Origin of the sequence: Acidisphaera sp. S103, assembly GCF_009765975.1 — a bacterium.
Lineage (GTDB): Bacteria > Pseudomonadota > Alphaproteobacteria > Acetobacterales > Acetobacteraceae > Rhodopila.
In genome coordinates this window covers 192153-214142 of the sequence record NZ_LMUJ01000101.1, presented here as the reverse complement: position 1 = coordinate 214142, position 21990 = coordinate 192153, and the positions used below count along the sequence as shown (strand labels likewise).

Genomic DNA, 21990 nt, shown 5'->3' with positions numbered 1-21990 from the left:
GCTATCTTCCCGGGCCGACCTTCCGCCGCCGGATCGCGGCCAGACCGGCGATACCAGTCCCGATCAGCATCAGGCTTGCCGGTTCCGGCGTGGGCACCGAGGAGCCGGGAAACGTGCCGGTATAGGGGTAACTGTGCAGTTCGCCGGTGGAGCCGGAATCGCTCTCCGCGACCAGCGTGCCGTCGATCGAGTTCGAATTGTCCACGGTCGCATCCGGGGCGAGGATCGAACCGCCGAATTCCGTGGTGAAGTTCAGATTCGTTGCGTTGACGAAGTTCCACAACACCGCCGAGGCGTAGTCGGTCGGATTCAGGAAGTTGGCCGTCGGGGCGAAGGTGCAGACATTGGTCGAGCAGCTATCGACGTTGACGTTGATGATCACCGACGTCGCGCCATCGAGGTTGATCGCCACCGAGGACGCCCCGGACAACAATGAGGAATTGATGTTGAACACCGCGACGCCGCTGCTGTTCGGGGTGGCGTTGAAGGTGACGGCGCCACTCAATGACGATGCGGTGCTGTTCGCCGCCACGCCGCTCAATTGTGTGGACAACTGGGTCAGCGGCGTTTGGAACGTGGTGGCGAATGAGCCCAGCGTGCTGGTGGGCGCGGCGGGGTTCGGGCTGGCCACTTGGGTCATCGTGCCGCCGTTGATGTTGGTCACGCTGCCCTGGCTGCCCGCGTAGGTCAGCGAGCCGCCGTTCAACTGGATGGTGCCGGTGTTGCCGTTGCCGACATAGACGCTGCCGCCGCTGGCCAGCGACAGGGCGCCGCTGTTCGTGCCGATGACGGTCAGATTGCCCGCGCCGCCGGAGGCGGTCAGGGTGCCGCTGTTGGAGCCGCCAACAAAGGCGGACCCGCCATTGTTCAAATTGATACTGGCACTGTTGCTGCCGGCGATGGCGACCGAACCCCCGTTGTCGACGTTGATCGTCCCTGAATCGGTCACGCTGCCATACACCGATAAAGCACCAAAGGACGACGTGGGCAGCCCGGGTTTTATGGCGACATTCGTGCCACTCGTCAGGTTGCCGCCGACGGCGACACGGCCTTCGACTTCAGAGCTGGCACTGAAGTCATCGAATATGACGGCATTGAATTGGCTGAAAATCTGACTGTCGGTCAGGGTCGTGGCGGCGGCCTGCCCCGTGGTCACGGCAGTCCAGGCAGCGAGCAGTCCAACGAGGCAAAAGGCGGTGCGCATGATCAATGTTTGCCATATGTCTAATTATTTCGATAACATCGATCAAACCGTCCCAATTTTCAATGTTTATTTTATATTTTCGTCGTTTTGAGAGAGTCGCTGACGCCGACCCTGCATTGCCCTTGACGCCGGGCTGCCGTCTTGTATGTCCAGCGAGCACCGCGCAGGCGTGGATTTTATCAACAGCTTATGCCCGATCCGACCCTCCAGGCCGAACCGCCGACGGCCAGCCGTCCCACCGGCACGCCTGTGTTGAGCGTCATCGTTCCGTCCTTCAACGAGCGTCCGAACGTGGCGCCGATGATCGCCAAGCTGGACGCGGCGCTGGCCGGCATCGCCTGGGAAGTCATCTACGTCGATGACAACAGCCCTGACGGCACCGCCCAGGAAGTGCGTCGCATTGCTCAGTTGGACAGCCGGGTCCGTTGCATCCGCCGCATCGGCCGCCGTGGCCTGGCCTCCGCGGTGATCGAGGGCGCGATGTCATCCTCCGCCGACTATGTCGCGGTGATCGATGGCGACCTGCAACACGACGAAACCCGGCTGCCGGCCATGCTGGCGGCGCTGCAGGCCGGCGGCCACGACATCGCCATCGCCAGCCGCCACGTCGAGGGGGGCGACAACGCCGGCCTGTCCAGCCGTTTCCGCCATGTCCTGTCCGATGGCGGCATCTGGCTGGCGCAGGTGTTCCTGCCGGTTCGCCTTACCGATCCGATGAGCGGCTTCTTCATGCTGCCCCGCCCGCTGTTCGAGGACCTCGCCCGCAACCTGAACGGCCAGGGCTTCAAGATCCTGCTCGACCTCGTGCTCAGCAGCGCCGCCCCGCTGCGGGTGCTGGAAGTCCCCGCCCGGTTCCGCGAGCGCGCCGCGGGTGAGAGCAAGATGGACGCGCTGGTGATGGTCCAGTTTGCCGGCCTGCTGCTGGACAAGGTGTTCGGCGGCCTGCTGCCGCTGCGCTTCTTCTCTTTCGCGCTGGTTGGCGCGCTGGGTATCGTGGTCCACCTGGCCGTCCTGGCGATGTTGCGCGGCTCGACCGGGCTGGGTTTCGAAATCGAGCAGGCGCTGGCGACCGTGGTTGCGATGGTGTTCAATTTTCAGCTCAACAACATGATCACCTATCGCGACCAGCGGCTGAAAGGTCCCCGCCTGTGGCGCGGATTGCTGTTGTTCATGGTGGTCTGCGGCTTCGGCGCCATCGCCAATGTCGGCATCGCCCACGTGCTGTATGAGCAGCACGAGACCTGGACCGTCGCCGGCGGGATCGGCGCGATGATCGGCGTGGTGTGGAACTACGCGGTCTCGGCAACCCTGGTCTGGCGTTCCCGGTGAAGGCACTCGCCGCCGTGCTGGCGGTGGTGACGCTGATCCGGTTGGCCGTGGCGGCGACGGCCCCGCTGGCGCCGGATGAGACCTACTATTGGGTGTGGTCGCACGCCTTGGCGGCGGGATACCTGGATCATCCGCCGATGGTGGCGCTGTGGATCAGGGCAGGGACCATGCTGGCGGGACAGACCGCGCTGGGCGTGCGGCTGTTGGGTCCGTTGGCGGGTTTTGCTGCGTCCTGGATGCTGCTCGATGCCGGCCGGGTGCTGTTTCCCGGGACGAAGGCCGGGATCGTGGCGGTGATGCTGCTGAACGCGTCACTGCTGTTGGGCGTCGGCACGGTCATCATGACTCCGGATTCGCCGTTGTTGTTTTTCTGGACGGCGACGCTGTGGACCATGGCGCGTATCGCCGCCGGGGGTTCGGGCGTCTGGTGGCTGGCCGCTGGGGTGTTCGGCGGCTGCACGCTGGACAGCAAATACACCGCGCTGCTGCTGTGGGTCGGGGTCGGATTGTGGGCCTTGCTGGTTCCCGCCGGCCGGTCCTGGCTGCGCCGCTGGCAACCGTGGACGGCGTGCGCGATCGGCTTTGTGCTGTTTGCCCCGGTGCTGGCGTGGAATGCGGCGCATGGCTGGGTGGGGTTCGTCAAGCAAGGCGGCCGGGTCGAGGATTGGCGGCCAGCCCGAGCGGCCGGCTTCCTGGGGGAGTTGATCGGCGGGCAGATCGGGTTGGCGACTCCGCTGGTGTGGGCGTTGTGCATGGCCGGGCTGGTGGTTGCGGTGCGCCGTGCCTGGCGAACGCGCGACCCCGGGTGGTCGCTGCTGGCCGCGCTGTCGCTGCCACCGGTGCTGGTGTTCGTGCAGCACGCGTTCGGCGACCGGGTGCAGGGCAACTGGCCGGCGATCATATACCCGGCGTTGGCTGTCGCTGCCGGTGGGTTGCTGCCGAGCCGGCGCTGGTGGGTTGGTGCTTGTGCGCTGGGTTTCGGGATCACCGCGGTGGCTTATGTGCAGGCGGCTACCGGGTTGCTGCCGCTGCCGGCGCGGCTCGATCCGATCGCGATGCGGTTGGCTGGATGGGATGACGTTGCCGCACAGGTACGGATGTTCCAGGATTCCACCGGTGCGGGTTTCGTGGCAGCGGATGGGTATGCGTTGGCGAGCGAACTGGCGTGGTGGATGCCCGCGGGCGTTCGTGTTGTGGGGTCCGATGAGCGGTGGACGCTGACGACGCTGCCGGTGGTGCCGATCGCCGGGAGAACCGGGCTGCTAGTGCGTGATGCCCGGCAATCGGACGCGCCCGATCCGGCGGTGTGGAGGGGGGCGGAACGAATTGGGACGGTGACGCGGGGCAGGGTGCCTGGTGGCGATTTCGCGGTCTACCGCGTGACGGCGGTCGGCGATTTGCCGATGCTTCCGGCGCGTTGACGTTTCTGGGCGAATCGTTGGGCGGCACTGACGGATTTGAGCAACGGTCAACTGACTGGAACCTCGGACGGATTGTAGGGCGGACTTGAAACTGATCCCGTCAACTGGGAGATCAGCGGCGACAGGTGACGGGATCAAATGCATGCCTCTCTTGGAACCTACCGTCGAAAATATCGAGGTCAGCCGGATGGTTGACCTGCTTGGCGGACAACGCACTTTGCATCGCTTGGTCCGCAGCCGTCTGGAGGCTCATGACCTGCTTCAAGAAGGTCGCACCCGTTCGTTCTGATCCCGAGCGTGGTATCGGCGCATAGTTGGAACGTGATTTTTGATCCGGGGACGGCCAAAGGTCTTTATGACTTAGTGGTGCAGGAACCATTTGCTCTCGACACCCGCTTGCATCCCCCGGCCGCGGTTAATCCGTGAGCCTCCACTTCCCCAACACTTCAACATCTTACCCCCGCCCGCGTTGACACCCGCCCCCACCGCATCGACACTTCGCTCCCAAACGGGAGCCAAACGCATGACCACCCCAAACCATCTCTCACCTGGCCGCCGCCTGCGGGATCTGATGGCCGAACCCGGCATCATGGTCTGCCCCGGGGTGTATGACGGCTTCAGCGTCCGCCTCGTCGAGCAGATGGGTTTCAAGACCGCCAGCATCTCCGGCGCTGGCGTCAGCGAAACCAACCTCGGCTGGGCCGATGTCGGCATCATGGGCTACGACGAGAACGTCCGGGCCTCGGCCGCATTGGCCGCGTGTTCTAATCTGCCGCTCAGCGCCGACGGCGACACCGGCTACGGCAACGCCATCAACGTTTATTTCACCATCCAGGGCTTTGAGCGCGCCGGCCTCGCCTGCCTGATGATCGAGGACCAGGTCTCGCCCAAGCGGTGCGGCCATATGGCGGGGAAACAGGTGATCTCGGCCGAGGAAGGCGTCGAAAAAATCCGCGCGGCCGCAGAGGCTCGGCGTGACCCCGACTTTGTCATCAAGGCCCGTACTGACGCGACAGCGATTCACGGCGTGGGCGAGGCGATACGGCGCTTGAACCTGTATGCCGAGGCCGGCGCCGACATGGTGTTCGCCGATGCGCTGCTGTCGGCGGAGGACATCGCCACGGTGGCTCGCAACGTGTCCAAACCGCTCGCCGTCAACATGGGATTCGGCATCCGCCAGCGCCCCACCACGCCGTTGCTGTCGGCTCGGCAATTGGAGGATATGGGCGTCAAGATCGCTTCCTATCCACGGTTGCTGACATCGGCCGCCATCCAGGGAATGAAGAACGCGCTGGGTGTGCTGAACCAGTCGCTGGCGGAAGAACGGGTGATCGATCGCCCTGACCTGCTGGTCTCGTTCGACGAACTTAACAATCTGATGGGTTTGCCTCGCATCAAGGAATTGGAAGCGCGGTTCGTCCGGAAGCCCGAATGACCCGGGACAGTTTTGGCGCACGTCGCACGCTGACCGTTGGCGGCGCTGCCTACGACTATTACAGCCTGCCTGTGCTGGCCGAAGCGCTGGGGACGTCGCTGCGGGGTCTGCCGTTCTCCCTGCGCGTCCTGCTGGAGAACCTGCTGCGGAACGAGGACGGCCACGCTGTCGGCAGGGCGGATATCGAGGCCCTGGCGCACTGGCCCGCTCCGGCCGCGATCGATCGGGAGGTCGCGTTCTATCCAGCCCGGGTGCTGATGCCGGATTCCAGCGGTATTCCACTGCTGATCGACCTGGCGTCCATGCGCGATGCGATGGCGGAACGCGGTTTGGATCCCCGGCGGGTGAATCCCCGTATCCAGACCGATCTGGTGCTGGACCACTCGGTTCGGGCGGATTTCACCGGCTCGGCGGACGCGTTCGCGCGCAACCTGAAGCTGGAGATGGAGCGCAACCGCGAGCGCTACGGCGTGGTGCGCTGGGCGATGAACCATTACGACAATCTGCGGGTCATCCCGCCGAGCAACGGCATCGTCCATCAGCTCAATCTGGAATATTTGGCGAATGTGGTTGGCACCGCGTCGGTCGAGGGTCGCACGGTCGCGTTTCCCGACAGTCTGGTCGGGATGGACAGCCACACGCCGATGATCAACGGGCTGGGCGTGTTCGGCTGGGGCGTCGGCGGGATCGAGGCAGCGACCGCCATGCTGGGCCAGCCGGTGTCGCTGCTGGTGCCGCGCGTGGTCGGTTGCCGCCTCACCGGGCGCCGCAAACCGGGTGTGGTCAGCACCGACATCGTGCTGACGCTGACCCAGACGTTGCGCCGGTTCGGCGTGCTGGCGGCGGTGGTGGAGTTCTGCGGACCCGGCCTGGATACGCTGTCGCTGCCCGATCGTGCCACGATCGCCAACATGGCGGCCGAGTATGGTGCCACCATGGGCTTTTTCCCCTGGGACGGCGAAACCATCCGCTATATGGCCGCGACCGCCCGATCGGCCGAACAGGTGGCGCTGACCGAGGCCTATGCCCGCGCGCAGGGCCTGTGGCGGGACTCGGTTGAGCCGCATTTTCCGGAGTTGATCGAATTCGATCTAGGGTCGGTGGAACCGTCGCTTGCGGGGCCATCGCGGCCGGAGGACCGGGTCACGCTGGCCGCTGTGCCGGCCAGTTTTCGGGCCGCCTTCGCCGGTGTTACCGCGACCGAACCGGATGCGACGGCGGTGGATCGGCCGTTGCGCCATGGCGACATTGCGATCGCCGCGATTTCGTCCTGCACCAATACCAGCAACCCGTTCCAGATGATCGCCGCCGGACTGCTGGCCCGCAATGCCGCGGCGCTCGGGCTGCGGGCGAAATCGTGGGTCAAGACGTCGATCTCGCCCGGTTCGCGTGTCGTTACTGCCATGCTGGAACGGGCTGGGTTGAAGGAGGCGCTGGAAGCTGTCGGTTTCCATGTCGTCGGCTATGGCTGCATGACCTGCGGCGGCGGGGCCGGTCCGCTGCCGCAAGCACTGACCGATGCGGTGGCCAAGGACGACCTGGTGGTGCTGGGCGTCATCTCCACCAACCGCAATTTCGAGGGCCGGCTGCATCCGGCGATTCGCGGCACTTATCTGGCTTCGCCGCCGTTGGTCGTTGCCTATGCCCTGGCCGGGTCCGTGCTGCATGACGTGCCGGGTGGAATCCTGGGGCTGGACCGGGCGGGCCAACCCGTTCGCCTGGCCGATCTGTGGCCGACGGATGCCGAGGTCGAGGCGGTCATGCACGCGTCGCTGACCGCCGATCTGTTCCGTTCGGTGTATGGCGACCTGGCCGACGGTGGGCCTGAGTGGGCGGCGTTGCGACCCGGTTCGGAACCGACCTTCGCGTGGGATCCGGCCAGCCTGTATCTGAAGCGGCCGCCGTTCCTGGACGATGCGGGCGATTTCGGTGCTGGCGACATCGTCGGTGCTCGTTCCTTGCTGATCCTGGGCGACAATGTGACGACCGATCACATCTCGCCCGGTGGGGCCATTCCCGCCGACGTGCCGGCGGGACGGTATTTGATCGAGCATGGGGTCGCTCCCGCGCAGTTCAGCACCTATGTCGCCAGACGCGCCAATCATGAGGTGATGGTGCGGGGGACGTTTGCGAATATCCGGCTGCGCAACCTGATGGCTCCTGGTACCGAGGGCGGCTTCACGCGCCACATGCCCGGCGGCGACCTGACCTCGGTGCATGATGCGTCCGAACGCTACCGTCGCGAGGGCGTTCCGCTGATTGTCATCGCCGGTGCCAATTATGGTTGCGGGTCTTCACGCGACTGGGCGGCCAAGGGCACGCGGTTGCTGGGCGTGCGCGCGGTGGTGGCGGAAAGCTTCGAGCGTATCCACCGCAGCAACCTGATCGGCATGGGCGTCGTCCCGCTGCAACTGCCGTCCAGCACACAGGCTAGCCAATTGCGCCTGGACGGCAGCGAGAGCTTTGACCTGCTGGGTTTGTCGGCCGGTGTGACGCCGGGGATGACGGTGACGATGGTGGTGCGCCGTGCGGATGGCAGTGAAACGACCGTGCCGCTGACCTGCCGGGTGGATACCGGGGTGGAGGCGGAATGGCTGCGCCACGGCGGCATCCTGCCCAATGCCCTGCGGACCCTGGTCGCCGAGGCTGCCCCTGCCTGATCGATCTGATCGTTCGGGTGTCAGCAAAGGAAGGGACCCAACGCAGATGAAGACGGATGCACGCGGAGCACGCAAATGGCGGGTATCATAGGCCATTGCCCACGCGCCTGATGTCCAGCCGCGATCTGCCAATGACCCTCATCATCCAGCCAATTGGCATCCGCGTGCACCTGCGTGAATCCGGCCTTCATTTGCGTCAGGATTCTTCCTTCCCCAACGCCAACCGCAAACGACGGCTCCGCCAACCCACCCCATAGCCATCCCGCCCGCCATCCTGTAAGGAAGGCGCCCCGTGGTGATTTGGCCGGCCGGCTTGCAGCCACGTTAAACAAATCGCTAAAGGGCCGTCCTCCGCGGACCCCAAGGCGATTCATCGTCGTTTTTTGGTGACCGCCATGCCGATCAAGATCCCTGATAAGCTGCCCGCCTTCGATGCCCTGGTGAAAGAGGGCGTGCGCGTCATGACCGAAACCGCGGCGATCCGTCAGGATATCCGTCCGCTGCAGATCGGGCTGCTCAACCTGATGCCGAACAAGATCAGGACCGAGTTGCAAATGGCTCGGCTGCTGGGCGCGTCGCCGTTGCAGGTCGAGTTGTCGCTGATCCGCATCGGCGACCATAAGCCCAAGAACACGCCGGAAGATCATATGCTGGCGTTCTACCAAGCCTGGGAGGACGCCAAGGACCGGACATTCGACGGCTTCATCGTCACCGGCACGCCGGTCGAGACGATCCCGTATGAAGACGTCACGTTCTGGCCGGAGATGCAGCGGATCTTCGACTGGACGCAAACCAACGTGCATTCGACGATGTCGGTGTGCTGGGGGGCGATGGCGGCGCTGTATCATTTTCACGGGGTGCCGAAGCATCAGCTTTCGGAGAAGGCCTTTGGCGTCTACCGGCAGAGAATCCTGAAGCCGGCGTCGCCGTATTTGAATGGTTTCTCGGACGATTTCTCGGTGCCGATTTCGCGCTGGGCGGAAATCAGGGCCTCGGATGTCGCGGACTGTTCCGATCTGACGTTGCTGACCCGGTCGGAGGAGAAAGGGGTTTGCGTCGTGGAAGACAGCCGGTCTCGGCGGCTTTATGTGCTGGATCACCTGGAATACGACTCGGGGTCCCTGGCGGAGGAGTATTTTCGGGACATCAAGGCCAATGTCCCGATCAAGCCACCGTTTGATTACTTTCCCGGCGGCGATTCATCGCTTCCGCCGCGCAACCGGTGGCGGTCCCATGCCCATTTGCTGGTGTCCAACTGGATCAATGAGATTTATCAGACGACACCCTTCGACATCGGCCAGATCGGTGCCGGCCCGTAATAGACCGGTCCAACAAGAAACGGAAGGAAACGAATCATGCGAACCCTGACACGCCGGCAGACGATTCTCGCGGTGACCGCTGCCGCCGCGATGGATGTTCGGCCCGTCCGAGCCGAAACGGGGCGGTTGCGCGTGTCGTATGGGTATAGCACGGGTTATCTGCCGCTGATGGTGATGCGGGACCAGGGGCTGATCGAGAAGCATGCCGCGAAACTGGGGCTGGGTTCGGTTCAGGTGGAGTGGCAGGTGCTGGATGGCGGCAACAACATCAACGATGCGATGCTGGCGGGGGCGCTGGATATCGCCGGCATCGGTATCCCGGGGTATCTGGTGCTGCGCGACCGGACCTTGGGCAAGAAGCAGGAGATGACCAGCGTCAGCGCGCTGAACGCCGGTGCGTTGTGGCTGAACACGATCGATCCGCGTATCAAATCGCTGACGGACTATACTGCCAACGACCGGATCGCGGTGCCGGGCATCAAGACGTCCTATGCCGCCGTTGTGCTGGAGATGGCGGCGGCGAAGACGTTCGGTATCGAGAACTATGCCAAGCTGGACCCGCTGACGGTCGGGCTGCCGCATCCCGACGCTTATGCCGCGATGATGTCGGGGAAGACGGAGATCAAGTCGCATTTTGCCTCGCCGCCGTTTTCCTATCAGGAGCTGCGGAATCCTTCCGTCCATCGTGTGCTGACCACCGCGGACGTGATCGGGCTGCTGACCATTCTGCTGAATATGACGCAGAAACAGTTCGCCGCGGCCAATCCGGGGATGATCAAGGCGTTCCTGGCGGCGCAGGAGGAGGCGAATGCCTTCATTGCCAGTGACCAGGAGGGCGCGGTGACCGCCTATGCCAAGGGCAGCAAGCTGAAGATGCCCAGGGCGGACATGCTGGAGATTTTGGCCGACAAGGAAAGTTCCTACAGCATCGTGCCGAAGGGTAGCCTGGTTTATGCCAGTTTCCTGGCTCGGGCGGGGGTGGTGAAGGCTAAGCCGGCGGCTTGGACTGATTTGTTTCTACCGGATATTCATGGGCAGGGGGGTAGTTAGATAGTAGTGGCTTGGGGAGCGAAAGGCAGAAATCGTGAATTTTGCTAAAACATGTAATTACGGAGCCAGGTCGGGTCGACCTGACCCGATCTGGCGATAGTGACTCAATTTGAATTTCGGGTTTTGACTAAACGTCGCCATGGCCGGCGTTAGAGCGTTTCCGGCCTGACTGGAATCGGAACAGGCTTGCGAAACGGGTGGCATCTGTGATTCTGGGATTCCGGTGAGATCGAACCGGAGGATCGGATGCTTTGGCAGCGTGGGAACGCGCGGTGACCGCCTACGCCAACGGCAGCAATCTGAAAATGCTCCGAGCCTATATGCTGGAAATCCTGGTCGACTCCGAAAGCGCCTACAGCACCACGCCCAAAGGCGGCCTAATCTACGCCAGCGTCCTCGCTCGGGCGGGCGTGGTGACGGCCAAGCCTGCCCCGTGGGCCGACCTGTTCCTGTCGGGCGTGCAGGGCCGGGATGGAAGCTGATAGCTCCAGCGTTGATACGTCGTCATAGGGCGACCGAAAACGGTCAGTCGATCACCGCCGGATGCTCCGGTCCTGAACCGTGGGCGCCCTTCTTGGGGCCGCGCATCAGCAGCAGCAGCGGCAGCATCGGCAGCGCCAGCAGCATCATCAGCTTCCAGTCGTCGTTGTAGGCGATGATCTGCGCCTGATGCGTCAGCATCCCGTTCAGCACCTGGGCGGCGTGCGAGGTTGTCGGCATCAGGGTCCGAGCCGCGCCCTCGAACAGGCGGTTCAGCGGCGTGATGTGGCTCGCCAGCGTTGCGTGCACGATCTGGGTGTTCTGCGTCACCAGGGCGCTGGTTACCGAGATGCCGATTGCGCTGCCGACGTTCCGGGTCAGGCTCAATAATGCCGTGCCCTCGGTGCGCAGCGCCGGTTCCAGGGTCGCGAAGGCGATGACCTGCAGCGGCACGAACACGAAGCCCAGGCCGGCGCCTTGCAGCATGGTGTTGGCGATCACCGTGAAGTCCGACACGGCCGGGGTCCAGCCGGTCATGCGGTACAGGCTCCACGACAGGATGATGATGCCGAATGCCATCAGCAGGCGTCCGTCGACCCGGCTGGAAAGGCGCCCGGCCACCATCATTGCCGCCATCGTGCCGAGGCCGCGGGGCGCCATCGCGATCCCTGCCGTCTCCACCGGATCGCCGGCCAGGTTCTGCAACCAGGGCGCCAGCAGCGCGGACACTGCGAACAGCACCATGCCGACGGCGAACATCACCAGCAGGCCGGCCGACAGGTTGCGGTCCCGGAACACCCTCGGGGTGATGAACGGCTTTTCGGCGGTGAACATGTGGACGAAGAACAGGTAGAATCCCAGACCGGCCAACGTCGCCTCGACAATGATCTCGGTCGAGCCGAACCAGTCCATGGTCTCGCCCCGGTCCAGCATCAACTGGAAGCCGCCGATGCCCATGGCCAGCACGCCGAAGCCGATCCAGTCGAACCGCATGCCGGTGCCTTGCGGGGTTTTCGGCAGGAACATCGCCATGCCGGCGCTGGCGAGGATGCCGAACGGCAGGTTCACGAAGAACACCCAGCGCCAGTTGTAGATCTCGGTCAGATAGCCGCCCAGAGTCGGCCCCAGGATCGGCCCGACCATAACGCCCATGCCCCAGATCGCCATTGCCGAACCGCGCATTTCCGGCGGATAGATGTTCAGCATCGTCGATTGCGACAGCGGCACCAGCGCGGCGCCGAACAGGCCCTGCAGCAGGCGGAATACCACCATCTCGGGCAGCGATTGCGCGACGCCGCACAGCATCGACGTGACGGTGAACCCGACCATCGAGATCATGTACAGGTTTTTCAGCCCGAACCGAGCCGACAGCCAGCCCACGGGCGCGGTCATGATCGCCGCCGCGGTGATGTAGGACGTCAGCACCCAGGTGATCTGGTCGTAGCTCGCCGACAGGCTGCCCTGCATGTAGGGCAGCGCCACGTTGGCGATGGTCGAGTCCAGCGACTGCATCAGCGTCGCCATCATCGCGCAGACCGTGATCAGGGTGCGATGCGGAACCGTCTGTTCCTGGCCGGACATCGGGATGGTCCTAGAAAAGATCCGAAAGCGTGCGGACGTGGCCGGTGTCGATGTCGATATCCGCGCTCATGCCCGCGCGTAGCGGCGGATCGCCGGCGTGCATGTCGACCCGCACTCGAACCGGGATCCGCTGCACGACCTTCACCCAGTTGCCCGAGGAGTTCTCCGCCGGCAGCAGAGAGAAATTCTGGTCGGTCGCCGGGGCGACGCTTTCCACGATGCCCGACCAGGTGCGGCCGGGGTAGATGTCAAAGCTCACCTCCACCGGGTCGCCGTTCTTGGCATTGGTGAGCTGGGTTTCCTTCGGTTCGGCTTCCACCCAGACGTGATCGGTGGAGACCAGGCCGAACGCCGCGCTGCTGGCGCCCAGATACATGCCGGGCTGCAGCTTGCTGACCTGGGTGACGATGCCGTCATAGGGTGCCCGCACGACCGAGTGGGCCAACTCGCGTTCGGCTTCGGCCACCTGCGCCTGCGCCTGCTTGAACGATGGCATGTCTTCCACCGCGATGTCGGGGTTGCCCGCCAGTTTGGCCAATAGCGCCCGAGCCTGGCTTTGCGAGGCACTGACGGCTTGCTGGTCGGCGGCCAGCTTGTAGCGGGCGTCGTCGGTTTCCTGCTGGGTGACCGCGCGCGCCTTCACCAGGGCGGCAAAGCGGCCATAGGTCGCCTGGTCGGCGTTCACCTGCTGCTGTTTGGCGCCGGTGTCGCGTACGGCGGCCTCGTAATCGGCCTTCGCCGATTCGATGTTCAGCCGCACCTGCGCCAGGTTGGCGCGCGCGTTGTCCAGCGCGATCTGGAATTTTTGCGGGTCCAGGGTGAACAGGACCTGGCCCTTGGTGACAGCCTGTCCCTCATGCACCGGGATCGAGGCGACGATACCGGACACGTCGGTGGACAGCACCATGCTGTCGGCCTGGACATAGGCGTCGTCGGTGTCGACCCAGCGTCCGCTGGACAGCCAGTAGAAGCCACCGCCGACGACCACCGCCAACACACCGCCCGCCATCAGGCCCCAGCGCATCAGCTTCTTGCTGGTTCGGCTGCGCACCGCGGGACGGGTGGCGATGTCCTCGCGGAAGGTGGTGGTGGCTTGAGACATGGAAGGCCAGTCCAATCGTATAGAATGCTGATCGTAAGCTAGCTTCTTATCTCCCATTCACAAGCCATGTTGCTATGCACAATCACCCGGGCTCCGGTGCGAGCCATGCGTGGCTTCTCGCTTGTCTGTGAAGTATTTTTGCCACGTGCCGGTGGCGCCGGTCATTCCAGCCAGAGAAAGGGCAGCAGGCTCTCGCTGAGGTACAGCGGGTGGTAGGGAATCCCCTGTTTCGAGAGCTTCAGCACGTGGGATTTGCATCCGGCGGCGCGGATCATGCGAACCACCTCGGGGCCGCGCGCACGTAAGGCCGGGTGTTTGGGGGTGCCGTAGGCGAAGACCGTCATCGCGGCGTCGCGGGCCATCTCCACCAGGTGATGGTCGTTGTCGGGGCCGACCGGGTCGGGGACCTCGGCGAGCCGGCTTTGTATGGTCGCTCGGTAGGCGAAGGTGTTGCCGACGGTCAACCCGGCATAGCCCCAACGCCGGGCGAGCCGGCCGCACTTCGCCACCGTGGGATCGTCCACCTGCAGATCCGCGGTGCTGGGATTCATCATGATGAAGAGGATATGCGCGCCGGTGCCCCAGCGGCGGCTGAGCCGATAGCGGAATTCGTTGTTGGGGCCGCCGAACAGGGCGGTGGTCACGATGTCCGACGCCAGTTTCTGACGGACCTTGCCGCCGGGATCGTGCGGGTCCGGCGGTATGATCGGGGTGTTCATGCGGGTCTATCCGTGGTTGGCGATCGGCGGTCTTGAAGCATCGACGGCGGCGACGCGAAAGATGCCGTGTGACGGGAACGGCAGCCGCGTTGCTTTTCCGGTGTTTTCATTGGGGCAGGGGGTGTTACAATCACGGTTGACCAACGCTTCCGATGATAGTCTCGGCACGATCAGAGCGCCGGCACAGAAACATCCCCTACAGCGTCGCGCTTGCCGATGCCGATAACCCCGAGTCGTGGAGCAGAACCATGTCCGACACCTACCAGCCAATGCCGGAGCCGATCGGTTCCCAATCCAGCCAACCGTCGACGCCACAGCCGACTGGTTCCAGCCAACCGCCAATGCCGGAACCGATCGGTTCCAGCCAGCCGCCGATGCCGGAACCGGTCGGCTCGCTGCCCGACCAATCGTCCGCGGCTCAGCCGGTCAACACGCGGCCGGGCCATCCGCTGGGCATTTTGCCGAGGAAACTGGGGCTGCTCGCCGATCTGGCGGGGACGTGGGTGGGCACCGGTTTCAATGTGATTTCACTGCCGGATTTTGATTCGACCCCGCCCAGCACCGGGCCGAAGACGTCTCGCCTGCTGTTGAGCAGCACGATCGAGACGCTGCAATTCACCCCGATCGGTGGTTCGGTTCCCAACCGCGGTGCGGTGACGGCAATTGGCGCCACCACGGGCCAGCCGGACATTGCGCTGAACGGACTCAGCTATTTGCAACGGATCAGCGACTTCACGACCAACCAGGCGCTGCATATCGAGCCGGGATTTTGGCTCAGCATTCCGCCGACGACGATGTTTCCGCCGCAACCGGCCGCCACGATCGCGCGCTTGAGCACCATTCCGCACGGCGATTCGTTGACCGCGCCGGGGGGTGGTTTCGGCCTGTCGGGTGGGCCGCAGATTCCCGTGGCCAGCACGCTGCCGTCCAGGGACGGAACCGTGCTGGGGCCGCCGCATACCGATCCGTTTCAGAACCCGGTTTTGCCGCCGAACTTCGAGGCGGGGTACGTGCTGAATCCCAACCAGGCGCTGCAGGACGCGATCGTTGGCCAGACGATCACCGATACGATCGTGTTGATCGTGTCCACTCGGTCGACCAACCTGACGACGCCGACACCGGCGGTGGCGCAAGACCCGAATCCAGCCGGAACGGTCATCGATATCCCGTCGCCGAGCGGCGGCATCACCAATATTCCGTTTGTCGTTCAGAACGCAGCGGCGAAGCAGCTCGATGCGATCTTCTGGATTGAGACGGTGCAACAGCCGGACGGCAGCACCTTCATGCAGTTACAATATACGCAAACGGTTATTCTCAACTTCCTTGGCATCGACTGGCCACATGTGTCGGTCGCCACATTGGTCAAGCAGTAATGTGAGGGTGGGTGGTGTCGTTTCTTCATTGGCTTGGCGGTGGAGGGCCGCTGCCGCTTGAGGGCGAGGCGCGTTATGCCAGCGGCGATTGATGTTGAGGCATCTGCGTTGTCTTGGGTCAGCGACGTCCGGGCTATCCGGTTTGGCACCTTACTGGGGCGGATGGTCCGGACTTCGCCGGGCCATGACGAATTAACTGAGGCCGGGTCACGACGAATCGACTGAGGCTGGGCCATGACGAATCAAGAGTCGGCCTCAATGGCTGGTGTTACTTCTCCTGCTCGCGCAGTTTCGCGATGCCGGTTTGTAGGAATACCGCGTAGCCGTAGACGGTTTCGTCCGGTTGGTTCCAGCAGACATAGCCGCGGCAGTCGTGCGGGCGGGCTTCGTAGACGCCGCACATGTGGTTCTCGTCCAGGAACTGGCAGGTCTTGTAGCCTTCCTTGATTCGTTTCTCGCCTTTTTTGGTGACCTCGACGACGTGCCGCTTCTCGAAGTCGGCGACGCTGATGTTCAGATGCTTCGCCAGCCGCCGCATGTCGTCGCGGCTGACGCGCACATAGCCCGCCATCCGGCAGCAGAGGGCCGGACATTTCAGGCAGTCGAGACGCTCATGCGACACCATGGCGGATGATTGCGACGGGCGCGGTCCGCCCGCAATGGCTCAGGTGGTTTCTTCGGTCTTGAAATCGGCCGGGACGATGATTTCCAGCACCTCGCAATCGGCCGAGTAGTCCAGCACAGTGTGCCTGATCCCGGATGGCTGCAGCCAGCAGGTTCCGGCCGACATCATCTGCTCACCGTGGCCTTCGAACTCATTTTTCATCCAGCCTTGCAGCACGTAGACCAGTTGCAGGTCGACGGTGTGCACATGGCGCTTGCGGACTTCGTCGGTGCAGGGCGGGGTGAAGCGGATGACATGCGCTTGGCACAGCCCGCCGGTGGCCGCGGCGATCCCCAGGTCCCGGTACTGGGCGTAGGTGCGCAGGCCGTCGGCCTTGAAATCGTCGTGGTTCAGGTGGCTGACGGTGAAGCTTTGCGGCGGGTTGGTCTTGGGCTTGGCCGCCGTGGCGCCGGGCGCCTTGCGTGGCGCGGCGACGGTGCGGGCCCGCCGAGCGGCCGGGGTTGGAACGGCGATGCGGGTGACGGACCGGCGGGCGGCGGCCTTTTTCACCGCGACGGTTCTGACAACGGCCTTGCGGACAGCTTGCTTGGGGGCTGCGGCCTTCGGAGCGGCGGCCTTCTTCGGTGCCGGGGCCTTCGCCTTTGCCGCGACCTTTTTCACGGGGGCTGCCTTCTTCGGCGCGGCCGCCTTTTTCGTCGGGGCGGCTTTCTTCGGGGCCGGAGCCTTAGCCGCGGCACCCTTCCGGGGTGCGGGTGTCATCTTCGGCGCGGCGGCCTGCTTGCCAGCGGCTTTCTTCTTCGGCTCGACGGAAGCGGCCTTCGTCTTCTTACGGACGACAACGGGTGGCGCCGCCTTCGCCTTGGCGGGCGTTGCTCGTCCGGTGCTGGCTTTGGCCATGCGAGTCGTCCCCATTAAACTTTTCGATTGATAATAGTATCGACGCGATGGCGCCTCACTTTCAAGAGGGTGTCACGATGCTGATCGCGGAGGGGCTGCCGACCTTGATTCGCACGCCGGTGGGGGTCAGCGCGCCGGTCCCGGAGTCGATCGCGAAGACGGTGATCTCGTCGCTGTCCTGGTTGGCGGCGTAGAGGCGTCCGCCTTTCGGGCCAAGCGTGAAAAACCGCGGCCGAACGCCACCGGTCAGCGTGTGATCGGCGTAGGTCAGCGAGCCGTCCGGACCCACGGTGAAGCGGGCGATGCTGTCCTGGCCGCGATTCGAGACGTACAGATGCCGTCCGTCGCGCCCGAATGCGATTTCCGCCGTCGTGTTGTGGCCCGCAAATCCGCCCGGCACGGTCGAGATCACCTGACGTTCGGTGGCGCGTCCCGCCGCCCAGTCGAACCTGGTGACCGTCGAGTCGAGCTCATTGTTCACGTAAAGCACCGGCAGGGTGGGATGGAAAATGGTGTGCCGCGGGGCCGCCCCGGGAGCCGAATCGGCGAAACCCTGTTCGGTCGGGGTCAGGCGTCCATCCTGGAAGCGGAAGAAGAAGGTGCGGTCGAACCCCTTGTCCGGGACGATCACGTATTGGCCGGTCGGATCGAAGATGACGGCGTGCGGGTGGGACGAAGCCTGTTCCTTCGGATTGGGGCCGGGCGTGCCCTGCAACGGGACCAACTGGCTGACCGGTTGCAGCCGCCCATCCTCGCCGATCGGCATCACCGCGACGGCGCCGCTGCCGTAATTGGCGATCACCAGGAAGCGTTCGCTGGGATCCAAGGCCGAATCGACCGGGTTGTTGCCCTGGCAATCGACCTGGTTGAGCAGCGTCAGCATTCCGGTCCGCCGATCGACGGCGAACGCGCTCATCAGGTTCCGCCCGCCATGCACGCTGTAGAGGCGGCTGTGGTCGCGCGTCAGGGTGAACAGCGCGGGGTTCTCCAGCCCGCCGACGTGCTGGATGTGGCTCCAGGCGCCGTTGACCTCATCGATGCGGTAGACGTTGATCCCGTTGCCGCGCCCGTTCCGATCGGGTGTCGTGTAGCCGCCGACATAGGCGAACATATTATTCTCCTTCTGGATCGCTTCCTGCCTGATCGAGAATGATCTGAACCATCAGCGGATCGTCGGCAACACACCCATGGAACCGCACCGTTGGCCCGTCGCCGCCACGCGCCGTCTGTTCCGCGGCGATCAGGGCCGGCAGGTCGTCGCGGACGTGGCCGCCATGGTTGGCGAAGAAGCCGATGACCATCACCGGATGGGCGCGCAGCCCCGCCAACGCGTCGGCAACCAAGGGCGGCTCCTCCAGGCAGGCGGCTTCGACCCGCACGAACAGTTCCGTCGCCGCCACGCGGGCGGCGTGGCGATGCAGTGCGAGGGCCTGCCCGGGGGCGCTGGAGGACCCATGCCCGACGATCAAAACCGCGGCATCACGGGGTGGCGTGGTCCCGGCGGCGCAGGCGGCCATGGCCTGGTGCTCGATCATCCCGGCCAAGCCGTCATGAACGCCAACCGGCGGACAACGCACGATACGCTCATAGGGCACGGCCGTATGGATCGCCTGGGGCACGGCGACGCGGCTGAAATAGCCGTCCTCCATGAAGAAGGGCACCACGCGGATGGTGGGGGCGCCGATCCGACCCAGCACCTCGCTGACGGACGGTGCGCCGTTCAGCAGCGCGATCTCCACCTGGGCGAACCGATTCGCCGCACGCAGCGTCTCGGCATGCCGCACCATCGCCGCGCCTGCATCGGGATAGCGCGCCGATCCGTGGCCGATCAGCAACAAAGCCTCGTTCACGGACAAATGCGGCACTCCCTGGCGCGTGGTTGAATGTTGGGGGGCGTTACCGGTTTGCCCCATGCGTTATTCTGACGCACATAAGTCTGAAGCGAAGGCACGTCAGACAGCAAGGAGTGGAATATGGCCGAGGACCTACCCGAACGCGAGGCGATGGAGTTCGACGTCGTGATCGTGGGTGGCGGCCCGGCCGGCCTGTCGGCGGCGATCCGGCTGAAGCAGATCAACCCCGAGATGGCGGTCTGCCTGGTGGAAAAAGCCGGCGAGATCGGCGGCCACATCCTGTCCGGCGCGGTGATCGAGCCGCGCTCGCTGAACGAACTGATCCCCGACTGGAAAGAGAAGGGCGCACCGCTGGATACGCCGGCGCGTGAGGACCGCTTCCTGTTCCTGACCGAAACCAAGTCGTTCAAGCTGCCGACACCGCCGCAGATGCACAATCACGGCAACTACATCGTCTCACTGGGCAATGTTGTGCGCTGGCTGGGTCAGCAGGCGGAGGAACTGGGCGTCGAGATCTATCCCGGTTTCGCCGCCTCGGAACTGCTGGAGGAAGACGGCCGCATCGTCGGCATCGCCACCGGCGACATGGGGATCGGCAAGGACGGCGAACCCACCGGCAATTTCCAGCGCGGCATGGAACTGCGCGCTCGTTATACGCTGTTCGCCGAGGGTTGCCGCGGGTCGCTGTCCAAGCAGTTGATGCATCGCTTCAACCTGCGCGACGGCTGCGATCCGCAGACCTACGCAATCGGTATCAAGGAACTGTGGGAAATTCCAGCCGCCAACCACAAGCCCGGCCTGATTGAGCACAGCCTGGGTTGGCCGCTGGATCGCGGCACATACGGCGGGTCCTTTCTGTATCATTTCGGCGAGAACCTGGTCTCCTACGGCTTCGTCATCGGCCTGGATTACAGCAATCCCTGGCTGTCGCCGTTCGATGAGATGCAGCGGTTCAAGACCCATCCCGACGTTCGTGGGCATTTCGAAGGCGGCCGGCGCATCTCCTATGGCGCACGAGCACTGAACGAGGGCGGGCTGCAATCGATCCCGCGACTAAGCTTCCCGGGCGGCCTGCTGATCGGCGACGCAGCCGGCTTCTTGAACGTGCCGAAGATCAAGGGCACCCACACCGCGATGAAGTCCGGCATGCTGGCAGCCGAGGCGGTGGCGGAGGCGCTTGCGGGCGATCATCCGGCTGAGGTGCTGGGGTATTTTGATCGGCTACGGTCAAGCTGGGTGTGGGATGAGCTGTCCAAATCCCGCAACCTGCGGCCGGCCTTCGCGAAATGGGGCATGTGGGGTGGGCTGCTGTACAGCGGGCTGGACACCTATCTGCTGCGCGGCAAGGCGCCGTGGACGATGCACCACACGCATGCGGACAACGAAACGCTGGTGGAGGCCGATAAGGCGCCGCGGATTGTCTATCCGAAGCCGGATGGGGTACTGACGTTCGACAAGCTGTCCTCGGTGTTCATCAGCAACACGAACCATGAGGAAAACCAGCCGGTGCATCTGCGGCTGACCGACCCGGCAAAGGCGGTCACCCTGAACTGGGACCATTTCCGCGGTCCGGAGGCGCGCTATTGCCCGGCCGGTGTGTATGAGTTCGTCGGGGTGGACGAGGGTAATCCGACGCTGCAGATCAACGCTCAGAATTGCGTGCACTGCAAAACCTGCGACATCAAGGACCCGTCGCAGAACATCAACTGGGTGCCGCCGGAGGGCGGTGGCGGACCCAGCTACCCGGGCGGGATGTAGCCGTCCGTGTCGGTTGTTTGGGTCGTCACGGACCGGTTGGGTTAATTCGTCATGGACCGGTTGGTTTAATTCGCCATGGACCGGTTGGTTTAATTCGTCATGGACCGGCGAAGTCCGGTCCATCTGCCACGGTAAGGTGCTGGAGCAGATGGACCGGACTTCGCCGGTCCATGACGCGGTTGATGTGTCGGTGCCAACGCGAGCCGGTGTAGGTGCCGGACTTCGCCGGTCCATGACGCGGTTGATGTGTCGGTGCCAACGTGAGCCGGTGTAGGCGCCGGCGGCATTGCCCTCGCGAGGACGTATCGTCAGGCGCCCCCGACTGTCCGCCTGCCATCCAGCGCGCCGGCGAGGAAATCCTGCACCCGGTCGAGGACCTTCAGGCGGTCGTGTGCCAGGCCCGGCACCAGTTCGAAGTGCACGCTGACACCGGCTGTCTCGAAAGAGTCCCGCAGGGCGCGCAGGCGGTCGGGACGGGTGAGACCAGCATCATTGGCGCCTGGCATCCAATGGGGGCTGCCTTCGCGGTGGGTGATTTCCCAGGTTTCCAGGTCGGCCTCACCGACGATCATCTGTACCGGAACACGGGACAGGGCGGCGGCGTCGAAGGTGATGCCGAACCTGTCCGCCAGGTCGCGGATGCCCACCCACCAGTCGCGGCCGGGGTCCAGCAGGGTCACCGACCCGGGCGATCCGATCGACGCGGCCCAGAGACGGTCGGGGTGCAGGATGGCGAAACGGTGGGCGAAGTGGCCGCCGCCGGAGAAGCCGAACATCGCGAACTGGTGCCAATCCTGGCGGTATTTCCGAGCCACTTCCTCGACCATGGCGAGCAGCACGTGGTCGTAGCGGATGTCGCCCTCGGCCATGTATTTGTAGCCATGGCGGGCGCCGTTACCGAGCACCCCGATGGGGAAGACAGGGCACAGGATGGCGATGTTGTTCCAGCGTCCGAACGCGGCGAAACCGTCACGGAATTCCAGGAACGAGGTGCGGCTGCTGCCATGCACGGCCACCAGCAGGTCCAGCTTGGCGCCTTCACCGGCCGCGGGCGGCACGTACAGGCAGTAGTGGAAACGCGGGTCGAACGCGCAGGCGAACATCGCTGTTTTGCCCAGGTCGTACAGCGCTCGGGTCTTGGCGGCGACGTCTTCGGGTGGAAAAGCGGCGGTCATGACAGGACC

The 21990-nt window shown here is 64.4% G+C and carries 18 protein-coding genes and 1 riboswitch; of the genes, 9 read left to right on the top strand and 9 right to left on the bottom strand.

Features of this window, described 5'->3' with window-relative positions; translation table 11 throughout:
* Position 1 precedes the first annotated feature (1 nt).
* A complete protein-coding gene (locus tag GSQ89_RS33540) occupies positions 2 to 1204 on the bottom strand; it encodes a collagen-binding domain-containing protein (RefSeq protein ID WP_158932520.1) in 1203 nt (400 codons plus the stop codon).
* A gap of 189 nt (positions 1205 to 1393) precedes the next feature.
* Here GSQ89_RS33540 and GSQ89_RS33535 point away from each other — a divergent pair, with 189 nt between their 5' ends.
* The 7 genes from GSQ89_RS33535 (at position 1394) to GSQ89_RS33505 (ending at position 10900) form a co-directional block, all read left to right on the top strand.
* Positions 1394 to 2533 carry a glycosyltransferase family 2 protein gene (locus tag GSQ89_RS33535; protein WP_158932443.1) on the top strand — a complete coding sequence of 380 codons (1140 nt, stop codon included), beginning with the start codon at positions 1394 to 1396 and terminating at the stop codon, positions 2531 to 2533.
* Positions 2488 to 3954 carry a glycosyltransferase family 39 protein gene (locus GSQ89_RS33530; protein ID WP_254073486.1) on the top strand — a complete coding sequence of 489 codons (1467 nt, stop codon included), beginning with the start codon at positions 2488 to 2490 and terminating at the stop codon, positions 3952 to 3954. Before GSQ89_RS33535 ends, GSQ89_RS33530 begins: the two co-directional genes overlap by 46 nt.
* A 523-nt stretch (positions 3955 to 4477) precedes the next feature.
* Positions 4478 to 5389: an oxaloacetate decarboxylase gene (locus tag GSQ89_RS33525; protein WP_158932442.1), complete on the top strand. Its 912-nt coding sequence runs from the start codon at positions 4478 to 4480 to the stop codon at positions 5387 to 5389.
* Positions 5386 to 8049, top strand: a complete 2664-nt coding sequence (acnA, locus tag GSQ89_RS33520) for an aconitate hydratase AcnA (protein WP_158932441.1) — start codon at positions 5386 to 5388, stop codon at positions 8047 to 8049. Before GSQ89_RS33525 ends, acnA begins: the two co-directional genes overlap by 4 nt.
* Positions 8050 to 8331: 282 nt before the next feature.
* Positions 8332 to 8409: riboswitch (SAM riboswitch) on the top strand.
* 35 nt (positions 8410 to 8444) lie between these two features.
* Positions 8445 to 9368 (top strand): homoserine O-succinyltransferase, encoded by a 924-nt coding sequence (gene metA, locus GSQ89_RS33515; protein ID WP_158932440.1) that lies wholly within the window; start codon positions 8445 to 8447, stop codon positions 9366 to 9368.
* 36 nt (positions 9369 to 9404) lie between these two features.
* Positions 9405 to 10418 carry an ABC transporter substrate-binding protein gene (locus GSQ89_RS33510; RefSeq protein WP_158932439.1) on the top strand — a complete coding sequence of 338 codons (1014 nt, stop codon included), beginning with the start codon at positions 9405 to 9407 and terminating at the stop codon, positions 10416 to 10418.
* A gap of 251 nt (positions 10419 to 10669) precedes the next feature.
* Positions 10670 to 10900 carry a hypothetical protein gene (locus GSQ89_RS33505; RefSeq protein ID WP_158932438.1) on the top strand — a complete coding sequence of 77 codons (231 nt, stop codon included), beginning with the start codon at positions 10670 to 10672 and terminating at the stop codon, positions 10898 to 10900.
* Between the two features lie 43 nt (positions 10901 to 10943).
* Here GSQ89_RS33505 and GSQ89_RS33500 read toward each other — a convergent pair whose 3' ends face one another.
* From GSQ89_RS33500 to GSQ89_RS33490, 3 genes are all read right to left on the bottom strand, one after another.
* Positions 10944 to 12479 carry a DHA2 family efflux MFS transporter permease subunit gene (locus tag GSQ89_RS33500; protein ID WP_158932437.1) on the bottom strand — a complete coding sequence of 512 codons (1536 nt, stop codon included), beginning with the start codon at positions 12477 to 12479 and terminating at the stop codon, positions 10944 to 10946.
* Between the two features lie 10 nt (positions 12480 to 12489).
* Entirely contained in the window at positions 12490 to 13581 is a 1092-nt protein-coding gene (locus GSQ89_RS33495) for an HlyD family secretion protein (RefSeq protein WP_158932436.1), read from the bottom strand.
* 161 nt (positions 13582 to 13742) lie between these two features.
* Positions 13743 to 14300: a DUF1643 domain-containing protein gene (locus GSQ89_RS33490; protein WP_158932435.1), complete on the bottom strand. Its 558-nt coding sequence runs from the start codon at positions 14298 to 14300 to the stop codon at positions 13743 to 13745.
* A 248-nt stretch (positions 14301 to 14548) separates the two neighbouring features.
* On the opposite strand from GSQ89_RS33490, the gene GSQ89_RS33485 reads away from it, so the two are divergent.
* On the top strand, positions 14549 to 15673 hold the full coding sequence (locus GSQ89_RS33485; RefSeq protein ID WP_158932434.1) for a heme-binding protein: 1125 nt from the start codon (positions 14549 to 14551) through the stop codon (positions 15671 to 15673).
* 268 nt (positions 15674 to 15941) lie between these two features.
* Here the strand turns inward: GSQ89_RS33485 and GSQ89_RS33480 are convergent, their stop codons facing one another.
* The 4 genes from GSQ89_RS33480 to GSQ89_RS33465 form a co-directional block, all read right to left on the bottom strand.
* Entirely contained in the window at positions 15942 to 16298 is a 357-nt protein-coding gene (locus GSQ89_RS33480; protein WP_158932433.1) for a YkgJ family cysteine cluster protein, read from the bottom strand.
* Between the two features lie 39 nt (positions 16299 to 16337).
* Positions 16338 to 17195, bottom strand: coding sequence for a cupin domain-containing protein (locus tag GSQ89_RS39605; protein WP_254073485.1), 858 nt, complete (start codon positions 17193 to 17195; stop codon positions 16338 to 16340).
* A 61-nt stretch (positions 17196 to 17256) separates the two neighbouring features.
* Positions 17257 to 18306 carry a lactonase family protein gene (locus tag GSQ89_RS33470; RefSeq protein ID WP_158932432.1) on the bottom strand — a complete coding sequence of 350 codons (1050 nt, stop codon included), beginning with the start codon at positions 18304 to 18306 and terminating at the stop codon, positions 17257 to 17259.
* A gap of 1 nt (position 18307) precedes the next feature.
* Positions 18308 to 19045 (bottom strand): CbiX/SirB N-terminal domain-containing protein, encoded by a 738-nt coding sequence (locus GSQ89_RS33465; RefSeq protein ID WP_254073501.1) that lies wholly within the window; start codon positions 19043 to 19045, stop codon positions 18308 to 18310.
* A 123-nt stretch (positions 19046 to 19168) separates the two neighbouring features.
* Here GSQ89_RS33465 and GSQ89_RS33460 point away from each other — a divergent pair, with 123 nt between their 5' ends.
* Positions 19169 to 20806 carry an electron transfer flavoprotein-ubiquinone oxidoreductase gene (locus GSQ89_RS33460; protein ID WP_158932430.1) on the top strand — a complete coding sequence of 546 codons (1638 nt, stop codon included), beginning with the start codon at positions 19169 to 19171 and terminating at the stop codon, positions 20804 to 20806.
* Positions 20807 to 21114: 308 nt separating this feature from the next.
* On the opposite strand, the gene GSQ89_RS33455 is transcribed toward GSQ89_RS33460, so the two are convergent.
* Positions 21115 to 21981, bottom strand: a complete 867-nt coding sequence (locus tag GSQ89_RS33455) for an alpha/beta hydrolase (RefSeq protein WP_158932429.1) — start codon at positions 21979 to 21981, stop codon at positions 21115 to 21117.
* Positions 21982 to 21990: the final 9 nt, after the last annotated feature.